Raw genomic sequence first — 25,143 nt, 5'->3', positions numbered from 1 at the left:
AAAAATAAGGTGAACATTTGAACAAAGGTTCCCGTCTATCAAGGAACGCAAACGGTTCCACAGGGAGGTCACCATGTCTGTAACGATAAAAGATGTCGCCAAAAAAGCGGGCGTTTCCCCTTCCACCGTGTCCCGTGTGCTGTCGAACAACACGAGAATCAGCCGGGAAACATCCCAAAAAGTGCGGGACGTCATGGAGGAGCTTGGGTATCACCCGAACATCATGGCCAAAAGCCTCGTGTCGAGAACGACGGAAACCATCTGCGTCATTTTGCCGAAACCTGCCGAAGAGCTGTTTCTGAACTTGTTCTTCATGGAGCTGATCCGCGGCATCGTCACACAGGCCAACCGTTCCGGATACGACGTGCTGATCAGCTCGGGCGGAAGCGAGCAGGAGGAAGTTGATGCCGTATCCCGACTGCTGAAGGGCAAACGGGTCGACGGCGCGATTTTGCTGTATTCCCGCAAGGATGACCAGGTCGTGGAGTTTTTGAAAAAAAACCAGTTTCCGTTTGTCCTGATCGGGCGCAGCGAAAAATATCCGGACATTTTGTCCGTGGACAACGACAATGTGCAGGCAGCCTACGATGCCACCAAACATTTGATCTCGCTCGGGCATGAGCGCATCGGGTTTGTGAGCGGCCCGCCGAACCATATCGTGTCCCGCGACCGTTTGAAAGGTTACATGAACGCGCTGGAGGAAGCCGGGCTCGAAATGCGCCGCGACTGGATCGTCGAAGGCGAATTTTTGCAGGAAAGCGGCTATCGCGCCATGTCCTTTTTCATGAACCTTCCTGAACGCCCTACGGCGCTCGTGGTGATGGACGACTTCGTCTCTTTAGGCGTTCTGCGCGGCCTTCATGAATTGGGCTACAAGGTTCCCGAGGATTTATGCATCGTCAGCTTCAACAATCTTTCGATCGCCGAGCTGGCGTCGCCGCCGGTCAGCAGCATGGATATCGGCATCTACAATCTTGGATACACCGCTTCGCAGGCTCTAATCCAATCCATCCAGCATGACGGGGACAAACAGCTTCAGAAACGTCATATCATTCCCCATCGTCTGGTCATTCGCGAATCATCCGTTTACACGCCGCCGAAAGAGTCTTGACCGGGCAAAAACTCCAGTGATGGCGCCAATCAGCGAATTCGCTGCTTGGCGGCCAAACCGAATCGACAAGGCGCTGATCCGATCGGCGCAATTTTGAACGGGGGTCGTTTGCAAGCAGGCAATACGCTCACTGCGTCACGGCTGGGCTTTCCGGCGTTTTAAGCCCATCACTTTATGATTTGTTATGAAATAAGCGGAGCATCATTGGTGCTTCTTTTATTTTTCGCTGTAGTTCAAACGTTTGCACAAACAACAAAGGAGGAACTTGCCCATGTCGCTGCATACACCGATTCGCGCCTGCCTGTTCGATTTGGACGGCGTGCTGGTCGATACCGCCAAATATCATTATCTGGCCTGGAAGCGGCTTGCCGGGGAACTTGGCTTCGACTTTACCGAGCAGGATAACGAAAGGCTGAAAGGCGTAAGCCGGATGGCTTCGCTCGACATTTTGCTTTCGATCGGCGGCATTTCGCCGGATGAAACCACCCGCCTTGCGCTCGCCGAAAAAAAGAACGGCTGGTACGTCGATTACATCACCCGGATGGATGAATCCGAGATTCTTCCGGGCGCCCTGGCCTTTTTGCAGGAGCTGAAAGCCGCCGGCCTGCTCGTCGCGCTCGGCTCGGCCAGCAAAAACGCGATGACGATTCTGAACAACACGAAACTGGCCCCTTATTTTGACGCCATCGTCGACGGAACGAAAACGGCCAGCGCCAAACCCGATCCGGAGGTATTTTTGCTGGGAGCCCGGGAACTGAAGGTCAGCCCTGCGGAATGTGTCGTATTCGAAGATGCCGAAGCCGGCATCGAAGCCGCCATCCACGCAGGCATGCGCAGCATCGGCGTCGGGTCCGAAACCACGCTTGGCCGGGCCGATGCGGTTGTGTCGTCTTTGCGGGAAATGTCGCTGGGCCGTCTGGCAGAAATCTTTCCATCCAGCTAATTTTCAACATATTTCCCTGGAAATTTTGGCCCAATATCGCTAATAGTGCATTACATGATTTCGAAAGTGGCTGCTGCGGTTACGGATCGTTCTTCCGATCGCTGTTGTCTCCAAATTTCTATAATTTACACTTTCCACAAAGGTAGAAATTCGGAGACAAAGGCGACCGCTACCGCTTCTTCAGATCGATTCCGTCCCCTCCGCCATTTTCGAACTTATCAAGCATTGGGCGAAATTTGTCAGTAAAATTTGCCGATTCTTATTTTATCTACAGAGGAGCCGATGATGATGAAACCTTATTTAAAGCTCGACCCATGGAACATCGTTGAAGAGGATTTTCAGCCGCACCTGCATGAAATTTCGGAAAGCATTTTCAGTATTGGAAACGGATACATGGGGCAGCGCGCCAATTTCGAGGAGTCCTACAGCGGGCCTTCGCTGCAGGGAAGCTACATGGCCGGCGTTTATTATCCCGACAAAACCCGCGTCGGCTGGTGGAAAAACGGCTATCCGGAGTATTTTGCCAAGGTGCTGAACAGCACGAACTGGATCGGCATCGACATCGATATCGACGGACAACCGCTGGACCTCGCCAACTGTAAAGTGAAGGATTTTACGCGGGTGCTGAACATGAAGGAAGGAACGTTGTCCCGCAGCTTCACGGCCGAGCTTGAAGGCGGCAAGGAGATCCGCGTCGAAGCGATCCGTTTCGTCAGCATGACCCGCCATGAAATCGGCGTCATCCGGTATGCGGTCACGCCGCTCAATTTTGAAGCAACCTTCACGGTTACTCCTTACCTGGACGGCGACGTGCAGAACCGGGACGCCAACTATGACGAAAAATTTTGGACGGAAGTCTCGAAGGAATTCGGCGAACATGATGCGGCGCTGACGGTAAAAACGAAAAAGCTCGACTTCCACCTGACTTCGGTCATGACTTTTGAAATCAGCAAAAACGGCGAACTCCTTGATATAAAACCGGAGCAGCTGGCGAAAGAGAAGTATGTCGGCTTCCGCGCGCAGGTTGAAGCGTCTGCGAATGAGCAGATCGCCATTTACAAATATGCGGCCAACGTGACCTCCCGCGACCATGGTTTGGGGCAGCTGGTGGATGCCGGACGCACTGCCCTTCAAAGCGCGGCGGAAGCTGGCTTTCAGGCGCTGCACCGGGAGCAGGTTCAGGCATGGGCCGATAAATGGCAGGACAGCGACATCGTGATTGAAGGAGATGTGGCGGCGCAGCAGGCGATCCGTTTTAACATCTTCCAGCTCAATCAAACCTACAGCGGCGAGGACGACCGGCTGAACATCGGACCGAAAGGGTTTACCGGCGAAAAATACGGCGGCAGCACGTATTGGGACACCGAAGCCTACTGCCTGCCTTTTTACCTGAGCACCGCCGACAGCTCCATCGCCCGCAACCTGCTCATTTACCGCTACAAGCATCTGGAAAAGGCCAAGGAAAATGCGCGCAAGCTCGGCTTTGCCAAAGGCGCCCTCTATCCGATGGTGACGATGAACGGCGAGGAATGCCATAACGAATGGGAAATCACCTTTGAGGAAATCCACCGGAACGGCGCGATCGCGTACGCGATTTACAATTACGTCAATTACACCGGGGACTTCGCTTATCTCGGCCAATACGGTCTTGAAGTGCTCGCCGAAATTTCCCGCTTCTGGGAGGAGCGCGTCAATTATGTCGCCGCCAAAGGGCAATACATGATTTTGGGCGTGACAGGTCCCAACGAATACGAAAATAACGTCAACAACAACTGGTATACGAACCGCATCGCCTGCTGGACGATGGAATACACGTTGGAAGTGCTCGATTACCTGCGTGAAAACGAACCTTCCCGATACCGCGAGCTGATAGAAAAACTGCAATTATCCGAAGCGGAAACGGCAAAATGGCAGGATATCATCGACAAAATGTATTACCCGTACGATCCGGAGCGGCAAATCTTCCTGCAGCAGGACGGATTCCTTGATAAAGATCTGACCCCTGTCAAGGAGCTCGATCCGAAACATCTGCCGCTGAACCAAAACTGGTCCTGGGACCGCATTTTGCGTTCGGCTTATATCAAGCAGGCCGATGTTTTGCAGGGGCTCTTTTTCCTGGGCGACCGTTACGACCTGGAGACGAAAAAGCGGAATTTCGATTTCTACGAGCCGCTGACGGTGCATGAGTCCTCCCTTTCGCCTTGCGTTCACTCCATCATTGCGTGCGAGCTCGGCTACAAGGAAAAAGCTTACGAAATGTATTTGCGGACCTCGCGCCTTGACCTGGACAACTACAACAACGATACCGAAGACGGCTGCCATACGACCAGCATGGCCGGAACCTGGATGTCCGTCGTGTACGGCTTCGGCGGCCTGAAGGTGAAAGACGGCGTCCTGCATCTGAATCCGTTTAACCCGGGACACTGGAAATCCTTCTCCTTCAAGGTGATGTTCCGCGGTTCGCGCCTGAAAGTGACGGTTGGGGAACATGAAGTTGTCATCGCCAACGAGTCGGAAGTGCCTGCCGATGTTCAAGTTTATGGCAAAGAGTACACGGTTGGCGGCATGAGCCACGTAAAAGTCGAACATTAATGCCTGCTTCACCCGCAAACAGAACCCGCTCCCTTTTATTCGGGAAATGGCGATGATCGTAATTCAATGAATGAAAAAATGGGCCGCCCTAAGGTTGAACTTTGACCTGGGGCGGCCCATTTGTCTGCTTGTAAAGATCTTTCATAAACTATCATTCATTTTTACCAAAAATGTATCAAACTTTCCACAAAAATGGTTGTTAATATATTTAGGATATTCTCCAAAAATAACGGTCTTGTCAAAGGAGGAAATACATAAAGGGGAGTTTATCTACTAAAGTTGTTTTATAATAAGGAGGAAAAATGGAATGGCTAAAAAGAAGACGTTTATGTTTTTTAGTGTTCTGGCTCTGATGTTTACGCTGGCCGCTTCAGCATCGGCATCCGACTCCGCATCTTCTTCAGTTGAAAGGCCCCAAGCGTCAGTTCAAACGAATGTTGTTACTGTTAAACCGCAAGGATTTATTGATAACATCAATCAAGAAACCACTAAATTGCAAGCAGCTAACGATCCGGCCCCAACAGTGACGATTGAAGAAATAAAGCCTCAGCAGAAATTGAACGCTTATCATTTGGATGATATCTCCGTTTACGGCACATCCAGACCTAGCGATTTTTGGAATTTAGCCTCCAGAAATTATAGCGGGTCATATTGGACGAACAACAGTGTACTGTTTACCAATTACTATTTTTCCCCCAATAAAGACGGTAAGTTATATTTGGATATCACAACGACTGCAAATGCCCCTGTAAAGTATGCCTACGTATACTTGTATTCAAAAGACAGCAGCAGCATTTTGTTAACAAACCAGCTGGACGTAAATAAAAGTTACCGAATTACCTATTCCAACCTCAATGTCGATAAGTTCTATTATATGGGTTTTGATTGCCAATCCTTAGGAAATGGGCATGATGGAGAGTTCACCGTCTCTCAATGAACATCATCCTTCGATGGTCACAATGAATGATTTGACAAAACAAGCCGGCGGTCACTTCAGTCAAACATCAACCGCCGGCTTGTTTTTTATTGATAGTATAAGTCACTTTTACTTACGGAATAATAATTTCCTGGCCGATTTTCAGGCCGCGGACATTGGTGATTCCGTTAGCTTTGGCGATTTTTTCCCAGTCCACGCCGAACCGGAGCCCGATGCGGTACAGGTTGTCGCCTTTTTTGATGACGTATACTTTACCGTTTGCGGACGGCTTGCCTGTTTCCGGTTTAGGTGCAGGCTTCGTGTCAGGCTGCGATGGTTTCGTAGGAACTGCAGGCGGTTCCGGTTTTGCCGGTTCGGCCGGTTTCGTCGTCTCCGGAGGCGTCGTCGTTTCCGTCGAAGGCGCAGGCGCGCTTACGGACAGATCAAGCGCATATTTCGCAAAGCCGTTGCCGCCGTCGCCGACATACGTCATGTTTTTGCTTTTCGCTACCAGATCTTTGGCATCCGGAGACGACGTAAACGTGACGTTCAGCTTTTTGTCGATCGGAGCAAACGACCAGTTGTTGTCCGCGGAAGGATTGATCGTTCCGTTTTCGCGGATGTAATCGATAATGACCTGGCGGTTTTCGTCCGGAGCCGCCATGATGATCCGTTTGCCGTCCGGATTCGCCAGCTTGGAAGACGAAGCGCGGTAGTTGTTGGTCGCCACGACGAATTTTTGCTTCGGATCGATCGGTTTGCCGTTATACTGCAGGTTTTTGATGCGGTTTGCATCCGGGTTGACCAGGTTGCCTTTCAGGTCGAATTTGTTCGGCTGCGTGACATCGATTTGGTACGTCACGCCATCGATCACGTCATAGTTATATGTCGGGAAGTCGTTGTTGATAAGCGGCTGCTCCGTCGTTTTCGAAGGATCGATCTGGTTGAACTGCCCTGCGGACCATTCAAGCCAGTTTTTCAATTCTTCGCCGTTGACGACGACCGCATGCACGGTGTTCGGATACACGTACAGGTCGGACACGTTTTTGATGGCGATCGTTCCGGCCGGAATGTTCGTGTAATACGAAGCGCCCGAACGTCCGCCCGCTTTAAACGGAGCGCCTGCGGAAAGCACCGGAAGGTTTTCGTATTCCGTGCCTTTCAGGTTTTTCTCCACATACCATTTTTGGGCGTTGGTCACGATTTGAATGGACGGATCGTCCTGCACGAGCGCGAAATAGCTGGTGATCGGCGCCGTCGTTTTGCCTACCGGTCCGCGGACGTATTCGATCGTGGCGTCATGTTCGGCTTTAACCGCATCAACGATATCCTGATCGGCATCGACCAATGCTTTTTTGTTCGTCACGTCGTAAACGGCGCGGGTTTCGGTTTTGGAGCCGACAACCTTCCATTTGCCGTCTGCCTTTTCAAGGTCCAAATCGATGATGCCGAGATGGTCCCCCCAATATCCGGGTTCGACGGAAGGAACGCCGTTGATGGTGCCCTTTTCGAGGTCTACGCCCTTTTTGCCTTTGAACTCGTCGCTTGGGAAGGTTTTATGCGCATGGCCGAACATAATCGCGTCGATGCCTTCAACCTGGCTCAAATACAGCACGGAGTTTTCCATTAGGTCCGTTTGCGGAATATCCTCAAAGCCGGAGTGCGGAATCGCGACGATGATGTCGGCGCCTTCTTTTTTCATTTGCGGCACGAACTTCTTGGCGGTCTGGATGATGTCTTTGGCGATCACCTTGCCGACCAGGTTCGCGCTGTCCCATTGCATGATTTGCGGAGGCGCAAAAGCGATCACGCCAACCTTGACGGTTTGCTCCTGGCCGTTTTCGTCAATCACCTTTTTGTTCAGAATCGTATAAGGGGTAAAATAGTTCACGTCGTTGCTTTCATCCTGATCGCCGTCGTCCTTGTAGATGTTCGCGTTAACGATCGGGAAGTTGGCTCCCTTTTCCGACAGATTCAGAAAATCGAGCCCGTAGTTGAATTCATGGTTCCCTACGCCGCCCGCATCATACTGCATCAAATCCATCGCTTTGTACACCGGATGAATTTGACCCGGTTTCAGCGGATTGACTTTAGCAACGTAATCCCCTAGCGGATTGCCTTGCAAAAGGTCGCCGTTGTCGAACAGCAGGCTGTTTTTGGCTTCCTTGCGCGCCGCGTTGATCAGGGTGGCCGTTTTGGCAAATCCGTATTCGTCCGTCGGCTTGTCCGAATAGTAGTCATAATTGACCATATTGACATGCAAATCGGATGTTTCCATCAAGCGGAGCTTGACCTTCGGGTTCGCCGTGCTTCCGTCGGCATAGGCCGCAAACGGGAGTGCCAGAACGTTAATGGCAACGGCTGCTGCGGTGATGGTTTTCGCTACTTTCTTACGGGACTTCGACATTTTACCCCTCCTAGAAAATATATACCTGATATTACAAATGCGCGGACCTTTTGTAACCGTTTTCTAATTTATAACCACCGGTTAAATATTTTAGGGTCCACTAGTAGTTTAAATCCAATTTCAGCCGAAATAAAGACAAATACCTCCATTTGCAAAAAAATAATACCCGGGACCCTGCCCCGCGTATTATGCAAGATGTTACATACGTTTTATATAGTTCGAAATCACTAGGAAAATACCGTCTTATTCGATCCACTCATGCCTTTCGCCGCTCTCCGAAACATGGATGATGCGCACCGGATCGATTTTTAGGACGACGTAGTCGGAGTCATCGGGTCCGGTAAATTTGTCTTTGAATTCCGGCTTCCAGAAATGCTCGCGAAGCTCGAGGTTGTCCGTGATGCTGCAAGTTCCTTCGATTTCGGCCCAGCCCTCGGCGCTTCCGTTTTCATAGCCGAAAAGCAAGGAAACATGCGGGTTGTCCTCCAGCTCCTCTACCTTATGCGTCTTGCGGTCCGTCACGAGATAAATGCTGAGGCCCCTGTTGTATAACATCATGTACCGCTGCTTGGGCCGGTTTCCTTCGACGGTGGCAAAAGCGCAGAACTCATGGTGATCCAAAATTTTGACGATGTTTTGCTCCATCACGATCCGGGCTTCCATAGTCCATACTTCTCCTTCCAAATAAGAACTCCTTAAACGTAGCTTGCCCTTTCCGGATTTGGATAAATCACACAGGAGAATTTTTCAATATTTTATGATTTTAAGCATTTTCTCTTGTATGATGAACATAATGCTGATCAGAGGTTCGGACGATTCATCCGACGACGCAAATTTGCTGCCAAAGGAGTTATCATGAAACGATTGATATGGATTGGGTGCTTATCTTATTTTTTGATCGGGCTGGCTCACGTCGTGCTCGGCTCTGTGCTGCCGGTGCTGCTGGAGCATTACGACCGCGAATACAGCCAAGGCGGAACGCTCATTTTTACGCAGTTTGCCGGTTTTTTGGTGGGCGTTCTCATCTCTCCGCTTCTCAACCGGCGTTTTGGCAAAAGAGGCGGGCTGCTGATCGCCATCTCCCTGCTTTGCGCAGCCGAGCTGGCATACCTGCTGCTGCCGCCATGGGAACTGCTTTATCCGACGGCCGTCTGCGCCGGCTTCGGTTTCGGCATGATTGAAGCCGTGATCGGGACGATTATCATTGCGGCGATCAAGGAAAAAACGGCCGTCGCCATGAGCCGCCTTGAAGTCTTTTTTGGCGTGGGCGCCATGGTGATGCCGCTGATCGCCAGCGGGTTCATCTCTCAAGGCTGGTGGCGCTTTTCCTTTCTTGTCATTTCCTTGTTTTCCCTCGTCACCCTGCTGTTATGGTCCAAAAGCTCGTTCGGCGAAATCGATGCGGAGCTCCGTGCCGACAGGAAGGCGGCAAACGTCAGCGGGACGGATGGGAACGCGGCCTCCCACAAAAAACGTTTTCCGTATCAGGGAAAATCATTGGGCATCCTGGTGCTGTTCATGGTGTTTTTCTTTCTCTACGTCGGCACGGAAATGAGTCTGGCCAACTTTATGCCCGCCATCCTCATCGAAAAAATCGGCATGAAGGAAGCTTTTGCCACGCTCAGCGTGACCTGCTTTTGGGTGGCGATGTCCATCGGCCGGATTTTCTCCGGCACCGTCGCTGAGCGCATCCATTACCGCGTATATGTGCTGTTCAGCTGCGCCGTTACGCTGGTGCTGCTGGCCGTATTTCCTTTGACCGGAGCGGTCTGGTCCGCTTTTGCCGTCATCCTGCTGCTCGGCTTGTTTATGTCGGGGATCTTCTCGATCGCCCTCGTCTTCGCAAGCAAGCTGCTGCAAGGAACGGAGGAGTCGACGCCAAGCATTCTGATTGCCTCCGGGGGCGTGGGCGGCGCGGTGCTTCCGCTTGTCATCGGCTGGTGCATGGATCATTTGCAGGTCAACCAGACCGCCTGGATGCTCGCCTTGTTTACTCTTTTTATGGTCATTCTCAGCATTGCGGCGTTTTTCCTGCAGCACAAACAGCTTCGGCTCAACGATGTAAAGAATACACCCTTGCCAACCTCCAACAATGGATAAACGAAGCAGAAGCTTATTTCAGCTTGGATATGCCTCCGCTGATCAAATTCACCTTAATGTCGATGTTTTCGATGCTTCCCGGATCGAGCGGGATTTTGTCTTCGGCGCTTAACCTATGCCAGGCATCGGGCATGCTTCTGCGGAGTATGCCCGATAGCCCGTATGCATCCACATCCATTTCCAAGCCTTTCAAGTAGGTCTTCATAATTTGGTCCTTAATTTCCTTCGTTGCTGCCATCTCCAGTTTTTTCTTGGTTACGTTCTTATTCAACTGGGGAAGCGTAGCCTGCGTTGACACTTTGATGTCAAATACAGGCTTGCCTTGTCTCAGCTTCGGGCGGATCGACGATTTAACCTTGTTCATGACCATCATAGCCTGTACCTCGTTCCCTTTTCGGATGACCAGAGATGTTCTTCTCGTATTCTTTTCCAGCCACCTCAGTCCCAAAATATCCGAATCCTCCAGGCATCCCCGAAACTTTTGCTTTTGCAAAAAGCAAACCCCGGTCATGCTGACGTTGGGCGAAGGTTTTCGGTTGTCGGTCCAGTCAGGAATAATCTCAGCATTCGGCAGAAGCACCGTTTCGCCCTTCTCTTTCCACTTCCATATGAATTTGTAGAGGTACAGCGGGGAGATGACGGAATTTTGTTCATAGATTCGCATCGGGCTGTTGAGCTGCGAGTAGACCACCGACAAATCGGCGATGGATGGAGTATTGAGCAAATCTTCTATCGGCTCCTTGGTCGCCATCGTCCAGACCGTATACCTGAATTCATAATACCGGTCCCATACGTCCAGCACCTGATCCACAATCCCGTTCTTTAACGCCGCCTCGCTAAATACGATCGTTTTCACATTGCTCCAGACGACCCTTTGCGGGCTAGAGGTATACAAATTAAAGACTGCGGTATCAAACGAATCGCCTTCCGCTTTACCGACAAACGTCTTCTGCGGTTGCGACTGCCCGGACTCTCTCTTGGCAATGCCGCTGAAGTTGAGCATCTGGATATACAGTACGACCTGTCCCTTTACATAATCGACCCCAACGGTATTCACATAGATCATATGCTCGATTTCCCTTGCCCCCCAGCAGCCCGTGAGCGGCATGGTCAAAAGCGCCAAGGCAAGGATGCAGCGGATCCATTTCATCATCATGTTCATCTTTTATTTTCCTTTCCATTCGTGAACCCGTCCTTGCCCCATGGCATCCTGAATAAAACTTTATACATGTCCCTGAACTTCGGAGGACTTAGCGGAGCCAAATAATAGGTGCCGAAGGAACGGAGATTGACCAGGAAAAGGACCATCGCCAGCAGAGAGAACAGCACCCCGAACAATCCCAAAAGACTGCTGATCAGAACCACAAAAATTCGAAACAGGCCGACGGTATTGACCAGGGACTGGTTCACCAGCGTAAAGGTGGAAAGCACGGAAATCGCAATGACCACTACCGTCCCCGGACCTGCGATTCCGGCGCTCATGGCCGCCTGCCCGATAATCAATCCGCCGACCACCGATAAGGTCTGTCCGAACGCGGAAGGCAATCGCATGCCCGCTTCCCGGAAAATTTCAAATAAAAACAGCATGACCGTCGCCTCCAGAGGAGCCGGCAGCGGCACCCCCTGCCTGGAGTTGACCAAGGTTGCAAGCAGCGTAAAGGGGATTTGGTCTTGATGGTACGTGGTCAACGCTATCCAAAATCCCGGCAGAAACAAAGAAAGCAGCACACTGACCCCCCTCAAAAAACGCGTAAAAGCAACAACGACATTGACGAGAAACGCATCCTCCGAAGAATTCAGCAAGAAATTGATGTTCACGGGAGCGATCAGCACCGTAGGGGCACCGTCCATCACAATGACAAATTTGCCGTGGAGCAGCGAGTTTACGGCATAGTCAGGCCTTCCGGTATAAGTTATCAGCGGAAAAACCAAGAGGCCTCGGGTCAACATTTCCTCGAGTTGACTGTTGCTCACGAGACCTTTGGTTTTTATGCGGGATAACCTCGCCCTGATCTCCTGGAGAACATCGTCCTTGATCGTTGCCTTATGGTATAAAAGATGGATTTTGGTCGCCGTTTCGGAACCGATCGTAAATTCCTCAACAGCGAGCTGATCGGTCTTCAGCCTCCTCCGGATCAAAGCAACGTTCGTATACAAATCCTCGACAAAACCGTCCCTTGGTCCTCTCGTTGAAACTTCCGTATTCGGCTCCTCCGGTTGCCGTTTGGGCGCATTGCCCATAACCATGGAGTAACATCGGTTCGAAGGCGCAAATATAAGAAGAAGATCTCCCGCAAGCACGGTCGTTTTCATCCCTTCTTCCGTTCGGTCCTGCGGAATGGGCTCCATTTGAAAAGGAACTTTAAGCGGCAAATCCATTTCATCCGACAGCAGCATTTGCTCCGGGATATTTTTTAACTCAGGGATAACGTCTTGCTCCACTTTGGCGGCATCGGACAACCCTTGGCAATAAACCAACTGAACTGAATAACCTTGGACCGGTAACAAGACGGTTCGTTTCTTAATATCCGCGCTCGATCCGAACAACCGCGAAACCATATCCTCAATGTTTTGGGCCGGCTTGCTTTTGATGTCATGCCTCTTCACGGCGCCATTTTCCCCCTTCGGCGGGCCAAGCTGATCAGCCCCGTAATAATCACGGAAAAGGACAATATCCCCCAAAACGAGACGGGAAGCACATACTCGGACAGCATGTTTAGAAAAAAACGGTCGCTTATAGGAATGGCCGTAATGGCAAAGGTAATTGCAAAAATACTCCCCAGCACCCAAGCCTTCGCCTTTTTTCTTTTGACCTGGAAAATATCGAGTATGAGAAACATGGAGAGCGAAATTCGCAAAAACGCGCCGCTGAACCATTGGTAGACGCTAAAGAAGTCCATATGCTCGATGTAACGGCCAATGGTCAGCAGTCTCCATTCCTCAAAGGCCGGAAACCGGAGCTTGTTGGCCTCGTCCACTCCGAATTCAACGATGGCGCCGATCAGCGGCCCTATAGTCAGTCCCATAAGAAGCAGGATCATGAGCATAAAAGAAAGATACGACAGGCGAGATTTGATATGATGCTGCAAAAAGAAAAACATGATCACTTCAACAAAGCCGGTTCCCGCATATAGGGCTCCTCCCCAAACGGGTTTCATGCCATGTTCAAGTATCGGCTTCAGCAACGTGTAATCCTTATGGGGCATGTTAAACGACATGATAAAAAAGCCTAATACAATGACGAAGGGCAGCAATAAGCCCGCGGTATTGGCAAGGGAATGGATGCCCAAAAAGGCGTTTACGGCCGATATCAAAAGGAAGAGGAAGCTAAAAATGAGAAAAGGCGTCTCCGGAGAAAACGTGAGATGAATCCAATATACCGTGTCTTTTGTCGTAATGGCGCAAATAGCAAACAGGTATACGGCGATGACTGAGGCAAGACCGCGGCCCACAATGGGATGATAAGCCTTGGACAGCCAACCGAACAGATGGCGTTTGTTCAGTTTGGTTATGCCGATGTGAAGCATCCATGCCCATACAAGCGCGCATCCGCTTGCCAGCAGCACCGAAATCCAAGCGTCCCGGTTTGCCGCTTGAAGCAATATAGGGATTAGGATGACATGATTCAGTAGGCCGGTGCTTAGCATCAGAATCATGACGGATTGAATAAACGAAATATTTGTTTTTATTTCCCTCAGCCTCCTGCCTTAACCAGACTCCCTTCACCCTTATCGTGGCATTTTTTAGAATATTTATTCTTCTTCCGGACGGGACGCTTTTTCAAGACCGGCGATTTTTCAGATTTCTCCCTTTTTCCGTTCCAAACGAAAGGTTTCGAGCCGCAGCGATTGAATTCTTTCAAGGTTAGGACTATAATACCAATGTAAAACCCGCAACTTCATAAGAATCCGGGGTGCTGGAATCGGCCGGCTGAGATTGTATCCCTTCAAGATACTGACCCTTAAACCTGATCTGGGTAATGCCAGCGTAGGAAAAGCCATGTCATGGCGTTCGCCATGCTATCCTTGCGCCTTAAGCGTCCCGAATCCGGGGCGCTTTTTTTGTTGAATGATCGGACCCTGAACGAAAAAGAGAATGCAAGGGGCCCTTGATTCGCTTCCAGATCGAAAAAGAAAGATTCTTCTGCATGAATGAAGGGGAGAACATAGGTAAGGGAGAGAGAAACGCAATGAAAACGAAAAAATTCGGGCTGTTTTTGCTCGCATTGCTGCTTGTGATGGCTACGGCCGCTTGCGGAAGCAAAAACGCCCAAACGACGGATGAAGGGAAACCGTCCGGGGAAACGTCCTCCGCTGCGGGCGGCAACGAGCCCAAAAAGCTGAAGGACGTCAAGATCGTCCTGGACTGGACGCCGAACACGAACCATACGGGGCTTTACGTCGCCAAGGAAAAAGGCTATTACGAAGAGGAGGGCCTGAACGTCGACATCGTGCAGCCGGGCGCCGGAGGGGCGGAAGCCATGGTCGCGTCGGGCAAGGTGCCGTTTGGCATCAGCGTGCAGGAAAACGTCACCCAGGCGCGCACGCAGGGCGTTCCGCTCGTATCGATCGCGGCGGTGATCCAGCATAACACGTCCGGCTTTGCCGCTCCGGTCGACCGCAACATCAAAAGACCGAAGGACTTTGAAGGCAAAACCTACGGCGGCTGGGGCTCCCCGGTGGAAAAAGCGGTCATCGACTCGATCATGGCCATCGATAAAGCGGACGTTAACAAGCTGAAGATCGTCAACATGGGCGAAGCCGACTATTTTACGGCGGTAAAACGCGACATCGATTTCGCCTGGATTTTCTACGGCTGGACCGGCATTGAAGCCGAGCTGCGCAAGGAGCCGCTCGACATGCTGTATGTCAAGGATTTCTCCGACAAGCTCGATTATTACACGCCGGTGATCGTCACAAACGAAAAGCAGATCAAGGAAGATCCGGAGCTGGTCAAAGCTTTTATGCGCGCCACCTCCAAAGGGTACCAGTTTGCGATTCAACATCCGGAGGATGCTGCGGGCGTGCTGATCAAAGCCGTGCCGGAGCTCGACAAGGATCTGGTGATGGCCAGCCAGAAATGGCTCAGCCCGAAATACCAGGACGACGCCAAGCGTTGGGGCGAGCAGAAGGAACAGGTATGGAAAGGGTATTCCGATTGGATGTACGAGCATAAGCTGCTCGATAAGCCGCTGGATGTCCAAAACGCGTTTACGAACGACTTTTTGCCGCAAGAATCATGATCTTTCGTATTCCTAGTCATTTATCATAACTTGCAAAGGAAGTGATCGGGTATGGCTCATACCCTGCTCAGCATTCAGGTCATCCCAAAAACGCCGAACAACGAGAACTCTTATCCCTACGTCGACCGGGCCATCGAAGTGATTCAGCAGTCGGGCGTCAAATACGAGGTGCATCCGCTGGAAACGACGATGGAGGGCGAGCTTGAGGAACTGCTGGAAATCGTGCGCCGCATGCATGAGGTTCTGGTGGAGGCCGGCAGCCCAAGCATCATCTCCCAGATCAAAATCGCCCATAACCCCGGCGGCATCAGCATGGATCGGCTTACGGAGAAATACCGTCCATGAGGCGCTGGTGGAGCCATGTATGGCCGCCCTTTGTGGCGGTCCTCTTCTTTTTGACCGTATGGGAGCTGTGCACCTCGCTGTTCCATATCGATAAATGGATCCTTCCCTCCCCGGTCGACATCGCCAAGGAAACGGCGGACGGGGCTGGGGATTTATGGGGCCATGTCTGGGCTACGGTCAGGCTGACGCTTGAAGGTTTTATCATCGGAACGGCGGTGGGGCTGGTCATCGCCCTTATCCTGCATTTGATTCCGTTTCTGAAGTCGGCGCTGTACCCGCTGCTCATTTTAAGCCAAAATATCCCGACCATTGCGCTGGCCCCGCTGCTTTTGATTTGGTTCGGCTTCGGGCTGCTGCCCAAACTGATCGTCATCACCCTCGTCTGCTTCTTCCCCGTTGCCGTCGCCACGATGGGCGGACTGAAACAGACCGACCGGGTCATGCTCAATTACATGCGGATGATCGGCGCGAACAAACGGCAAATATTCGCCAAGCTCGAGCTGCCGCATGCGCTGCCCGCGATCTTTTCGGGCGTCAAAATCGCCGCGACCTACAGCGTCATGGGGGCGGTCATCGCGGAATGGATCGGCGCGGACAAGGGCATCGGATATTATATGATGCTGCAAAAATCCGGATACCGCACCGACCGCATGTTCGTCGCCATTATGGTCATCGTCGCGCTCAGCCTGCTCATGTTCGGAATCATCGCCCTGCTGGAACGATGGCTCGTGCGCTGGAAACCGAAGCAGGAAAGTTAATGCCGGACAAAGAAAGGAGCGAAAAACCGACATGTCAACGCTAGAAAAAACGACAGCCGCCGCCAAAGCCGGTGGCCATCCCCCTGCCTCTCCCGCCCTGGAGGCATCCGGCATCAGCAAAGCCTTCCAGGAAAAGCGAAGCCGCCTGCAGGTGCTGGACGACGTGACGCTTACCGTGGGCAAAGGCGAATTCGTCTCCATCCTCGGGCCGTCGGGCAGCGGCAAAAGCACGCTGTTCCATATTATCGGCGGCCTCGTCAAGCCTGACGCGGGAACGGTCCGCATGAACGGCGCCGATGTTACCGGCCAGCAGGGACATATTAGCTACATGCCGCAGCAACCTGCCTTGTTTCCTTGGCGGACGATCGAGGACAACGTCCTGCTATCGCAGGAGGTGCAGGGCAAGGTTGACAAGGAGGCCCGCCAAAACGCCCGCATGTGGCTGGACAAAGTCGGTCTCGGCGGGTTCGAGAAAAACCACCCGCATACGCTGTCCGGGGGGATGCAGCAGCGGGCCGCCTTCCTGCGCGCCCTGCTGAGCCCGCAGGAGCTGATGTGCCTCGACGAGCCGTTCAGCGCGCTGGATGCGTTGACCCGGAGCGATATGCAGCGCTGGCTGCTCGACATTTGGGAGGAAAGCCGGCGCTCCGTGCTGTTTATTACCCATAACATCGAAGAGGCGCTGCTGCTTTCGAGCCGTATTTACGTCTTTTCGGGCCGTCCGGCATCGGTGCTTCACGTCATCGACGTGCCTTTTCCGCGGCCGCGCCGCGAGGAGATCATCGAACACCCGGACTTTATCAAGCTCAGACGGGAGCTTTCCGGATGGCTGCGCGAAGAGCAGCTGAAAATGCAAGGAGCTAACTGACATCATTTGACCCGGGCGTTTTTCCGCCCGGGTGAACGCAAAAACTCGGCCCGCGATTGCCGTTCCCCAAAGAAGGAATCGTCGCGGGCCGAGTTTTTTATGTTTATAAAATGACACCCTATGCGGTTCAGGGAGCTGTATGGTTCAGGTCGTCCGGCAGTTCCCGGCGCCGAATAATTTCATCCAAAACAGGGGAACGTTGTATACGAGGTGAAACGATGAAATTCCGAATCCGACCGGTTCTGCTGTGTCTGTCCCTGTTTCTTATGGCCGCCCCCGCCGCCACAGCCGCAGCGGAGGAGCTTCAGCCGAAAGAATCGAAGCTGCTGATGTATCAGGACATCATGGTAGAGCTGCTGCTTCCCGAAATCCAGAATGCCGTAAACGATTATTACCGGAACATGCTTGCGGCCAATCCGCTCGTATACCCGTACGAAATCGAAATCATTCAGGCCAAACGGGTCAACGGCGGACCCGGAGACCGGGGCTTCCACTTCTCCGTGACGCTGGAAACCTCCCCGGTTCTGGGACCGCATATCGCCGTCGGAAAAGACCGGATGACGATCGAAATCTCGCCCCTTTTCCCCGATAAAGTCAAGCTGGTCGCATTCCGGCATGTAGAGACCTATGAGCTTCCGCAGAACTATCGGCATCTCCTGAAGGCAATTGCGGAAAATCCGTAAGCCGGCTTGCGATGCCCAAGCTGCACCGTGCTTGAGCTTGCCCGTATAAACAACAATCGGACATGCAGCCGAACCTATTTGTTATAATGATGATACCATTTTTGAATGACGCATCATTGCGACAAATGAGGAGGTAGCCCCTTGAACTCTACACCCGACACCCGGTTCCGCTCGGAGCAAAGCTCTGCGGACCACACAGCAACGGAGCAAGCCTTGCGCGAAACGATGGCCCCGTTGATCGATGCCCATATCCACTTGGACTCATACGATGCATCCCGGCAGCAGGTTATTCTGTCCGGCTTGGCGCAAGCCGAAGTTGCGGGCGTGATTACGGTATCCATGCACCTGGATTCTGCCCGCCGCAATCTGCAGCTCGCACGGCAATACCCTTCCCTGGTCCATCCGGCCTTCGGGTTTCACCCGGAACAGCCCATACCGGCTTCACACGAAGTGGACGAGCTGCTGGCGTGGATGGAGCGGCATGCCGGAGAGATGGTCGCGGTCGGCGAAGTCGGCCTTCCTTATTACACGCGCAAGGAAGCCAAGGAAGCGGGCCGGCCGTTTGACGATAGGCCGTACGTGGAGCTGCTGGAGCGTTTCCTGGCCTTTGCCCGGGATCACGGCAAACCTGTCGTGCTCCACGCGGTATACGAGGATGCCGATACCGCCTGCGATCTGCTTGAACGATACGGCATTGGGCGTGCCCATTTCCACTGGTTCAAAGGAGCTCCCCATACGGTGGAGCGCATGGCGAAACGCGGGTACTACGTTTCCTTTACGCCCGATATCGTGTATGAAGAAGAAATTCAGGAACTCGCCCGCGCGTATCCTGCCGATCGGGTCATGTCCGAAACCGACGGTCCTTGGCCGTTCGAAGGACCGTTCGCCGGACAGATGACCCATCCGCGGATGACCGCGGCGGTAGCGGAAGCGTGGAGCCGGATTCAAGGCTCATCCCTGCGGGAAGCCCGAAAGCTTTTATATATGAACGCCAAGCGTTTTTACGGGATTTAGCTGGGGCGCACGGGCTTATTTTTTCATGAACCCTTTGGCGTCCAGAAACGCCTTCATGTGCAGGCGGGTCGGCTCGCCCAATCGGTTCGCCATGACCTGCGACCATGGCGTATCCTGCTTGCCGCCGGTCCGTTCCTTCAGGTATGCCGCCATCGTGGCATCATACTCCTGAACCGGGGTTACGCTTTGTTCCTTGGAATAACCGTTATGGTGCAGCACCGACGGCAGCGGCAGGCGCGGGCGCTGCCCCGGCTGATGGTCCGGAACGCCGACGCACATGCCGAACACCGGGTATACCAGCTGAGGCAGGCCGAGCAGCTCGGACAGTTCGGCAATTCGGTTGCGCACGCCCCCGATGTAGACGATGCCCAGGCCCAGCGATTCCGCGGCGATGGCTGCGTTTTGGGCCGCCAGCGCGGCGTCTACCGTCGCGACGATAAAGTTTTCGGTGGTATCCTCATGCGATTCCCGGCCCTGCAGCGGCTCCGCCGTCACCTGCTTCAAGCGGTACAAATCGGCGCACCAGACGAGAAATACCGGGCATTGCTCCACGTAAGCCTGGTTCCCCGCCAGCTCCGCCAATCTTTTTTTGAGTTCCGGGTCCGTCGCCGCAATGACGGTGTACGCTTGCACATTGCTTGAGGTGGAAGCCATTTGGGCTGCTGAGACAATCATGTGCAGCTGCTCTTCGGTAACCGGCGTATCCTTGAATTTTCGGATGGAACGGTGATTCATCAATAAGGACAACGTATTGTTCATGCTTCAATTCTCCTCCTGATCGTAGCTGTTTACATTCACCTTATATGATAATCCCCAGGATTCCTTGTCTCAATGCTCAAGCCCGCTGCTCTTTTATTGAATCGACATCACTTGCCCTTTCGTCATCGCCACGAGTTCCCCTGGCGTCAGTTGAAACACGGCTTTCGGATGCCCGGCTGCAGCCCATACCGTCCGAAACTTCAGAAGGTCTTGATCAATGATGGTGATCATGTTTTCGCTGTGGCCGATCGGGGCCACTCCGCCGATCACAAAACCGGTCCGTTCCCGTACGAAATCGGCATCGGCTTTGCCCAGTTCATCCTGCACATAACTCGCTATTTCCTTTTCATTAACGCGGTTCGTTCCGCTCGCGACAACCAACAGGGGCTGACCCGAGTTTTTCAAACGGAAGATGATCGATTTTGCAATTTCCGCCACCTCGCACCCGATCGCGTCGGCAGCCTCCTTGGCGGTTCTCGCGCTATCCGGCAGCCAAACGACGGTATGGCCGTACCCCATTTCGGACAGCAGGGCTTGCACCTGCTGCACCCCTTCATGAATTTCGCCCATGTCTTTTCCTCCTTGTTTCATATGTTCCTTCAATGATTTTTACTTGGCGGCTGGCGCCGACCCGGAACCGTCCGCCGAAGCGTCCAGCAGCACCGCATTGATGCCGTTCAGGAACGCGAGCGCGCTTGCTTTGATGATATCCGTGTCCATGGCGCGTCCGGAGTAGATTTTGCCCTGGTATTCGACCCGGATGTTGACGCGGCCTACGGCTTCTTTGCCTCGGGACAGGCTGTTGATTTTGTAGTCCTTCAGCTGCACGTCCAGCCCGACGAGCGATTTGATCACGCTGTACAAAGCATCGATCGGGCCGTCGCCCACCGCGCTGTCTTTGTACACCTCGGAGCCTTTTTTCAATTTGACGGTAGCCGTTGGATACAAGTCGTTTGTGACGACCTGGAACGATTCCAGCTCATACAAATGGCCGCTTGCGCTTTCGTCCAACATACGGTGATTGGTCACCAGGTAAAAGACGTCATGGTCGTACACTTCTTTTTTGGCGTCCGCCAGCGCAAGGAACTTGCCGAACAGCACTTCGAAATCCTCCGCGTTGCTGACGTCGAAGCCCATTTTCTCCACCGCGTTTTTGAAGGCATGGCGGCCCGATCGGGCGGTCAAAATCAGCTCCATGCTTTCTCCGCCGACCTCTTCCGGGGTCATGATTTCGTACACTTGGCGGTCTTTCAGCAGTCCGTCCTGATGAATGCCGGAGGAATGCGCAAAAGCATTTTCGCCCGTGATGGCCTTGTTGACCTGCACATCCAGCCCCGTCAAATGGGTCAGCAATCTGGACGTTTTAAGCAGCTCCGTCGTTTGGATGCTGGTCGTGCAGCCATAATAGTTTTCTCTGACCTTCAGGCCCATGACCACTTCCTCCAGCGAGGTATTGCCCGCGCGCTCGCCCAGGCCGTTGATCGTCACCTCGATTTTGTCGGCGCCGTTATGGATCGCGCTCAGCGTATTGGCCGTGGCCAGCCCCAGGTCGTTATGGCAGTGGACGCTCAGGATGACCTTGTCGTTCAAGTTTTTCAGCCGCTCGTTGATTTTGCGGATCAGCTCGCCGAACTCCTCCGGCACGGCGTAACCGACCGTATCGGGCACGTTGATGATGGTCGCGCCGGCTTTGACGACGGCCTCGATCGTTTGCCACAAATATTCGAAGTCCGATCTGGAAGCGTCCTCGGTGGAGTACTGTACTTCAGGCAGCAGCGTTTTTGCGTATTTGACCGCGTCGACGCCCATCTGCATGACGGCTTCCTTGGAACGGTTGAATTTTTTGTCCACATGGATGTTCGAGGTGCCAAGCACGATATGGATGAACGGATGCTGCGCAAGCTTGATGCTTTCATATACGGCGTCGATGTCGTTTTTCACCGCGCGCGCCAGCGCCGTAATCGATACCTTGTCGCCGACCGTGCGCACAATTTCCTGGACCGCTTGAAAATCGCCGGCGGAAGACGCGGGGAACCCCGCCTCGATGATGTCCACGTTCAGCCGCTTCAGCTGCTGGGCAAACTCGATCTTTTGCTGCACGTTCAGTTTTGCGCCGGGCACCTGCTCCCCGTCGCGCAGCGTCGTGTCCAAAACGATAATGTTACGGTTCATTTTGCATACCTCCCAAAGGTTATTTAATTTATATAGTGAAGGACTGTCGGTTAAACCCGGACTTTAACCAACAAAAAAACCCCGTCTCTACGTATAGAGACGAGGTTTAACCCGCGGTACCACTCTAATTCATTCCATAAAGGAACGATCTCTTTCGATGGCCATCACCACCTATCCCTGTAACGGGGGAAGCCGTCTAACCCTACATTGTCGGGCAGCTGTTCATAGACGAGTTCAAAGTGATCGACGCTGCCGTTTTGCACCAACCAACGGCTCTCTGCAAGGTCGTGTCACCTCTACTAATTCTAATCCCTACATTTGCTTTTATAAATTATTGGCTATTATAGGGCATGAAACTTTCCCTTGTCAACCTCTTCCATCGGATTTTTTACGGGTTCACCCGCTGCAGGCGCAGCGCGTTCAGCACGACAGAAACGGAGCTGAACGCCATCGCCGCACCCGCCAGCCACGGTTCAAGGAAGCCCGCGGCGGCGAAGGGGATGCCGACCGCGTTGTAGGCAAGCGCCCAAAACAGGTTCTGCTTGATGTTGCCCATCGTCCGGCGGCTCATCAGGATGGCGTCGGCGATGCCGTTCAGGTCGCCGCGCATCAGCGTGACGTCCGCCGCCTCCATCGCGACGTCCGTTCCGGTGCCGATCGCCATGCCGATATCGGCGGTGGCAAGTGCCGGGGCGTCATTGATGCCGTCCCCGACCATGGCGACGCGTTTGCCCGCCTGCTGCAGCTTCTTCACTTCGGCGGCTTTGCCCTCGGGCAGCACCTCGGCCAGCACGCGCCGAATTCCGGCCTGAGCCGCGACCGCCCGGGCCGTGCGCTCGTTATCCCCGGTGACCATAATCACCTCGATGCCCATGTCATGCAAGCGGGACACCGCTTCACGGGATGTATCCTTGATCGTATCCGCTACGGCGACCATCCCCGCATACTTGCCGTCAACGGCGACAAGCATCGCCGTTTTGCCGGCGTCCTCCAGCAGCCTCATGCCGGGCATGGCGGGATCGACGGGAACGCCCCGCTCCGCCATCAGCTTGCGGCTGCCGACCAGCACCCGCCGTCCGTCCACCCTGGCGGAAACGCCGTATCCCGGCAAATTTTCGAAATCCTTCGCCTCCGGCAGCGGGAGCGCCTTGCTTCGAACGAGCGCCCCGGCCACAATCGCTTCGGCGAGCGGATGCTCGGACCTCGACTCGACGGCCGCCGCCGTCCGAAGCAGCGACTGCTGCGTCATGAGCGGCGCCGGGACGACGTCGGTCAGCACCGGTTGGCCGCTGGTGACCGTCCCGGTTTTATCCAGCACGACTGCGTCAATCCCTTGCGCCGTCTCGAGATGCTCGCCTCCCTTGAACAGGATGCCCAGCTCGGCGGACCGGCCCGAACCGGCCATGATCGAAGTCGGGGTTGCGAGGCCGAGCGCGCACGGGCAGGCGATAACCAGCACGGCAATCGCCTTCTCAAGAGCGGACGGGAACTGGCCCGGGAGGATATAGAAATACCAGACCAAAAAGGTGACGACGGCGATCCCCACCACGATCGGAACGAAAATGCCCGATATGACGTCGGCGATCCGCTGGATCGGCGCTTTCGAGCCCTGGGCTTCCTCGACGACCTTAATGATTTGCGCCAGCGCCGTTTCGCCGCCGACTTTGGTGGCCTGAACGCGCAGCGTGCCGTTTTTATTAAGCGTCGCCCCGACGACCGCGTCCCCTTCCCGTTTGACCACAGGCAGGCTTTCGCCCGTCAGCATCGATTCGTCGACGGAAGATACCCCTTGGAGAACCCGCCCGTCCACCGGTATTTTTTCGCCCGGTTTGACGATCAGCGTATCGCCCGCCCTTACATCCTCGATCGGGATGTTCGATTCCTGGCCGTCGCGGAAGACCAGAGCGCTTTTCGCCTGCAGCCCCATAAGGCTTTTGATCGCTTCGGAAGACCGCCCCTTGGCCAAAGCCTCGAACCATTTACCGACCAAAATCAGCGTAATGAGGACGCTGCTCGTCTCGTAGTACAGCTCCGCCGGATGATGCATGTCCGCTCCGAGCGAACGGATGGTCAAATAAAGGCTGTAGAAATAAGCGGCCGACGTCCCGAGCGCCACCAGCACGTCCATATTTGCGCTCCCGCCCCGCAGCGCTTTATACGCGCCCGCATAAAACTGTCCGCCGATCAGAAACTGGACCGGCGTCGCCAGCGCCAGCTGGAACCACGGGTTCGTAAACGGCGCAGGCACCGGAATCCAGGACGTAAAGGCGAAGTGCTGGGTCATCGCCCAAAGCAGCGGCAGCGACAAAATGGCCGCCATCATCCATTTGAAGCGCTTATAGCCGATCTCCTGCCGCCTCAGCTCCGCGTTGTCTTTCGCTTCCCGTTTGGGGACGGCCTTGTAGCCGAGCTGTTCCACTTTTCTTGTCATATCTTTCACGGTGACCGTGCCTGCCGCATATTCCACCCGAGCCGTCTCCAGCGCCAGGTTCACGTTCGCCCGGGAAACCCCCGGCATTCGTCCGAGCCCTTTCTCGATTCGGGCCGCGCAGGCGGCGCAAGTCATGCCCGATATATCGAAGTCCATCGTTTCTTTCATCACGCCGTAGCCAAGCGATTCGATCTTGGCTTCCATTTTCCGCAAATCGGTGGACTTTGGATCGTAAAAGACGGAGGCCTGCTCCAAAGCCAGATTGACATGGGCCCGGTTGACGCCCTCCATCCGCCCAAGCCCCTTCTCGATCCGGGCGGCGCAGGCGGCGCAGGTCATGCCGGTGATCTGCAGCGTGGCGCGCTTCTCGTCCTCCCGGTTTCCCGTATTCCGTTCCATAATCCCGGCTCCTTTCCGCTAGATACCCTGTTGGAGCATTATATGCATGACCATGCGTTCTCAGAAGGACAAGGCCGTCCGTCTCATGAAAATGCACGAACAAAAAGGGCAGCGGCAGACCCCGTCATCAGGTCCGCCGCTGCCTGCAAGCATGGCCGGTTATATGTTTTGCCGATTCCCCGGTTGGAGATTATACGACGTCATACCCCTGCGCTTCGATCGCCTCTTTGATTTGGTCGAGGCTGATTTTGCTTTCGTCGAAATCCACCGTAACCTTATTGTCCGCCAGATCCACTTTGCCTTTGGCTCCGATTTCCTTCATCGCGCCTTCGACGGCATGGACGCAGTGGCTGCAAGACATTCCTTGAACGTTTAACGTTACGCTTTTCATGGGTTATTCCTC

21 protein-coding genes, 1 riboswitch and 1 other annotated feature are annotated in these 25,143 nt (G+C 53.7%); of the genes, 11 read left to right on the top strand and 10 right to left on the bottom strand.

The window, feature by feature from the left end:
* Positions 1 to 73 precede the first annotated feature (73 nt).
* The 4 genes from RJP21_RS01780 (at position 74) to RJP21_RS01765 (ending at position 5,583) form a co-directional block, all read left to right on the top strand.
* A complete protein-coding gene (locus RJP21_RS01780; RefSeq protein WP_310857848.1) occupies positions 74 to 1,111 on the top strand; it encodes a LacI family DNA-binding transcriptional regulator in 1,038 nt (345 codons plus the stop codon).
* Between the two features lie 271 nt (positions 1,112 to 1,382).
* A complete protein-coding gene (pgmB, locus tag RJP21_RS01775; RefSeq protein WP_310857847.1) occupies positions 1,383 to 2,054 on the top strand; it encodes a beta-phosphoglucomutase in 672 nt (223 codons plus the stop codon).
* A 288-nt stretch (positions 2,055 to 2,342) separates the two neighbouring features.
* Positions 2,343 to 4,646: a glycoside hydrolase family 65 protein gene (locus RJP21_RS01770; protein ID WP_310857846.1), complete on the top strand. Its 2,304-nt coding sequence runs from the start codon at positions 2,343 to 2,345 to the stop codon at positions 4,644 to 4,646.
* A gap of 307 nt (positions 4,647 to 4,953) precedes the next feature.
* Positions 4,954 to 5,583, top strand: a complete 630-nt coding sequence (locus RJP21_RS01765) for a hypothetical protein (RefSeq protein WP_310857845.1) — start codon at positions 4,954 to 4,956, stop codon at positions 5,581 to 5,583.
* A gap of 112 nt (positions 5,584 to 5,695) precedes the next feature.
* Here RJP21_RS01765 and RJP21_RS01760 read toward each other — a convergent pair whose 3' ends face one another.
* On the bottom strand, positions 5,696 to 7,969 hold the full coding sequence (locus RJP21_RS01760; protein WP_310857844.1) for a bifunctional 2',3'-cyclic-nucleotide 2'-phosphodiesterase/3'-nucleotidase: 2,274 nt from the start codon (positions 7,967 to 7,969) through the stop codon (positions 5,696 to 5,698).
* Positions 7,970 to 8,212: 243 nt separating this feature from the next.
* On the bottom strand, positions 8,213 to 8,653 hold the full coding sequence (locus tag RJP21_RS01755; RefSeq protein ID WP_310857843.1) for a pyridoxamine 5'-phosphate oxidase family protein: 441 nt from the start codon (positions 8,651 to 8,653) through the stop codon (positions 8,213 to 8,215).
* A 171-nt stretch (positions 8,654 to 8,824) separates the two neighbouring features.
* On the opposite strand from RJP21_RS01755, the gene RJP21_RS01750 reads away from it, so the two are divergent.
* Positions 8,825 to 10,069: an MFS transporter gene (locus RJP21_RS01750; protein ID WP_310857842.1), complete on the top strand. Its 1,245-nt coding sequence runs from the start codon at positions 8,825 to 8,827 to the stop codon at positions 10,067 to 10,069.
* Between the two features lie 13 nt (positions 10,070 to 10,082).
* Here RJP21_RS01750 and RJP21_RS01745 read toward each other — a convergent pair whose 3' ends face one another.
* Genes RJP21_RS01745 through RJP21_RS01735 form a run of 3 tightly spaced genes read right to left on the bottom strand, consistent with a single transcriptional unit; the run spans position 10,083 to position 13,716 of the window.
* Positions 10,083 to 11,231 carry a Ger(x)C family spore germination protein gene (locus tag RJP21_RS01745; protein ID WP_310857841.1) on the bottom strand — a complete coding sequence of 383 codons (1,149 nt, stop codon included), beginning with the start codon at positions 11,229 to 11,231 and terminating at the stop codon, positions 10,083 to 10,085.
* Positions 11,228 to 12,676: a spore germination protein gene (locus RJP21_RS01740; RefSeq protein ID WP_310857840.1), complete on the bottom strand. Its 1,449-nt coding sequence runs from the start codon at positions 12,674 to 12,676 to the stop codon at positions 11,228 to 11,230. Before RJP21_RS01740 ends, RJP21_RS01745 begins: the two co-directional genes overlap by 4 nt.
* Entirely contained in the window at positions 12,673 to 13,716 is a 1,044-nt protein-coding gene (locus RJP21_RS01735; protein WP_397386166.1) for a GerAB/ArcD/ProY family transporter, read from the bottom strand. Before RJP21_RS01735 ends, RJP21_RS01740 begins: the two co-directional genes overlap by 4 nt.
* Before the next feature lie 252 nt (positions 13,717 to 13,968).
* A riboswitch (TPP riboswitch) is annotated at positions 13,969 to 14,080 on the top strand.
* A 178-nt stretch (positions 14,081 to 14,258) separates the two neighbouring features.
* On the opposite strand from RJP21_RS01735, the gene RJP21_RS01730 reads away from it, so the two are divergent.
* The 6 genes from RJP21_RS01730 to RJP21_RS01705 all read left to right on the top strand — a co-directional run bounded on the left by RJP21_RS01730 (position 14,259) and on the right by RJP21_RS01705 (position 18,979).
* Positions 14,259 to 15,311, top strand: coding sequence for an ABC transporter substrate-binding protein (locus tag RJP21_RS01730; protein ID WP_310857839.1), 1,053 nt, complete (start codon positions 14,259 to 14,261; stop codon positions 15,309 to 15,311).
* Between the two features lie 51 nt (positions 15,312 to 15,362).
* Positions 15,363 to 15,656 carry a thiamine-binding protein gene (locus tag RJP21_RS01725; protein ID WP_310857838.1) on the top strand — a complete coding sequence of 98 codons (294 nt, stop codon included), beginning with the start codon at positions 15,363 to 15,365 and terminating at the stop codon, positions 15,654 to 15,656.
* Positions 15,653 to 16,414, top strand: coding sequence for an ABC transporter permease (locus RJP21_RS01720; protein ID WP_310857837.1), 762 nt, complete (start codon positions 15,653 to 15,655; stop codon positions 16,412 to 16,414). The genes RJP21_RS01725 and RJP21_RS01720 overlap by 4 nt, the downstream gene beginning before the upstream one ends.
* A 31-nt stretch (positions 16,415 to 16,445) precedes the next feature.
* Positions 16,446 to 17,282 carry an ABC transporter ATP-binding protein gene (locus RJP21_RS01715; protein WP_310857836.1) on the top strand — a complete coding sequence of 279 codons (837 nt, stop codon included), beginning with the start codon at positions 16,446 to 16,448 and terminating at the stop codon, positions 17,280 to 17,282.
* Between the two features lie 218 nt (positions 17,283 to 17,500).
* Entirely contained in the window at positions 17,501 to 17,965 is a 465-nt protein-coding gene (locus RJP21_RS01710) for a DUF3888 domain-containing protein (protein ID WP_310857835.1), read from the top strand.
* A gap of 225 nt (positions 17,966 to 18,190) precedes the next feature.
* Positions 18,191 to 18,979 (top strand): TatD family hydrolase, encoded by a 789-nt coding sequence (locus RJP21_RS01705; protein WP_310858111.1) that lies wholly within the window; start codon positions 18,191 to 18,193, stop codon positions 18,977 to 18,979.
* Positions 18,980 to 18,994: 15 nt separating this feature from the next.
* On the opposite strand, the gene nfsA is transcribed toward RJP21_RS01705, so the two are convergent.
* From nfsA to RJP21_RS01680, 5 genes are all read right to left on the bottom strand, one after another.
* Positions 18,995 to 19,738 carry an oxygen-insensitive NADPH nitroreductase gene (gene nfsA, locus RJP21_RS01700; protein ID WP_310857834.1) on the bottom strand — a complete coding sequence of 248 codons (744 nt, stop codon included), beginning with the start codon at positions 19,736 to 19,738 and terminating at the stop codon, positions 18,995 to 18,997.
* 93 nt (positions 19,739 to 19,831) lie between these two features.
* Positions 19,832 to 20,308 (bottom strand): YbaK/EbsC family protein, encoded by a 477-nt coding sequence (locus tag RJP21_RS01695; protein WP_310857833.1) that lies wholly within the window; start codon positions 20,306 to 20,308, stop codon positions 19,832 to 19,834.
* A gap of 39 nt (positions 20,309 to 20,347) precedes the next feature.
* Positions 20,348 to 21,910, bottom strand: coding sequence for a 2-isopropylmalate synthase (locus tag RJP21_RS01690; protein WP_310857832.1), 1,563 nt, complete (start codon positions 21,908 to 21,910; stop codon positions 20,348 to 20,350).
* Between the two features lie 92 nt (positions 21,911 to 22,002).
* Positions 22,003 to 22,232: a binding site (T-box leader), on the bottom strand.
* Positions 22,233 to 22,298: 66 nt separating this feature from the next.
* A complete protein-coding gene (locus RJP21_RS01685) occupies positions 22,299 to 24,740 on the bottom strand; it encodes a heavy metal translocating P-type ATPase (RefSeq protein ID WP_310857831.1) in 2,442 nt (813 codons plus the stop codon).
* 190 nt (positions 24,741 to 24,930) lie between these two features.
* Positions 24,931 to 25,131, bottom strand: coding sequence for a copper ion binding protein (locus RJP21_RS01680; RefSeq protein ID WP_310857830.1), 201 nt, complete (start codon positions 25,129 to 25,131; stop codon positions 24,931 to 24,933).
* Positions 25,132 to 25,143: the final 12 nt, after the last annotated feature.

This window comes from Paenibacillus sp. VCA1 (assembly GCF_031583795.1).
Classification (GTDB): domain Bacteria; phylum Bacillota; class Bacilli; order Paenibacillales; family Paenibacillaceae; genus Paenibacillus_AQ; species Paenibacillus_AQ albilobatus.
The sequence above is the reverse complement of the archived record's forward strand: the minus strand, read 5'-3'. Positions and strand labels throughout refer to the sequence as shown.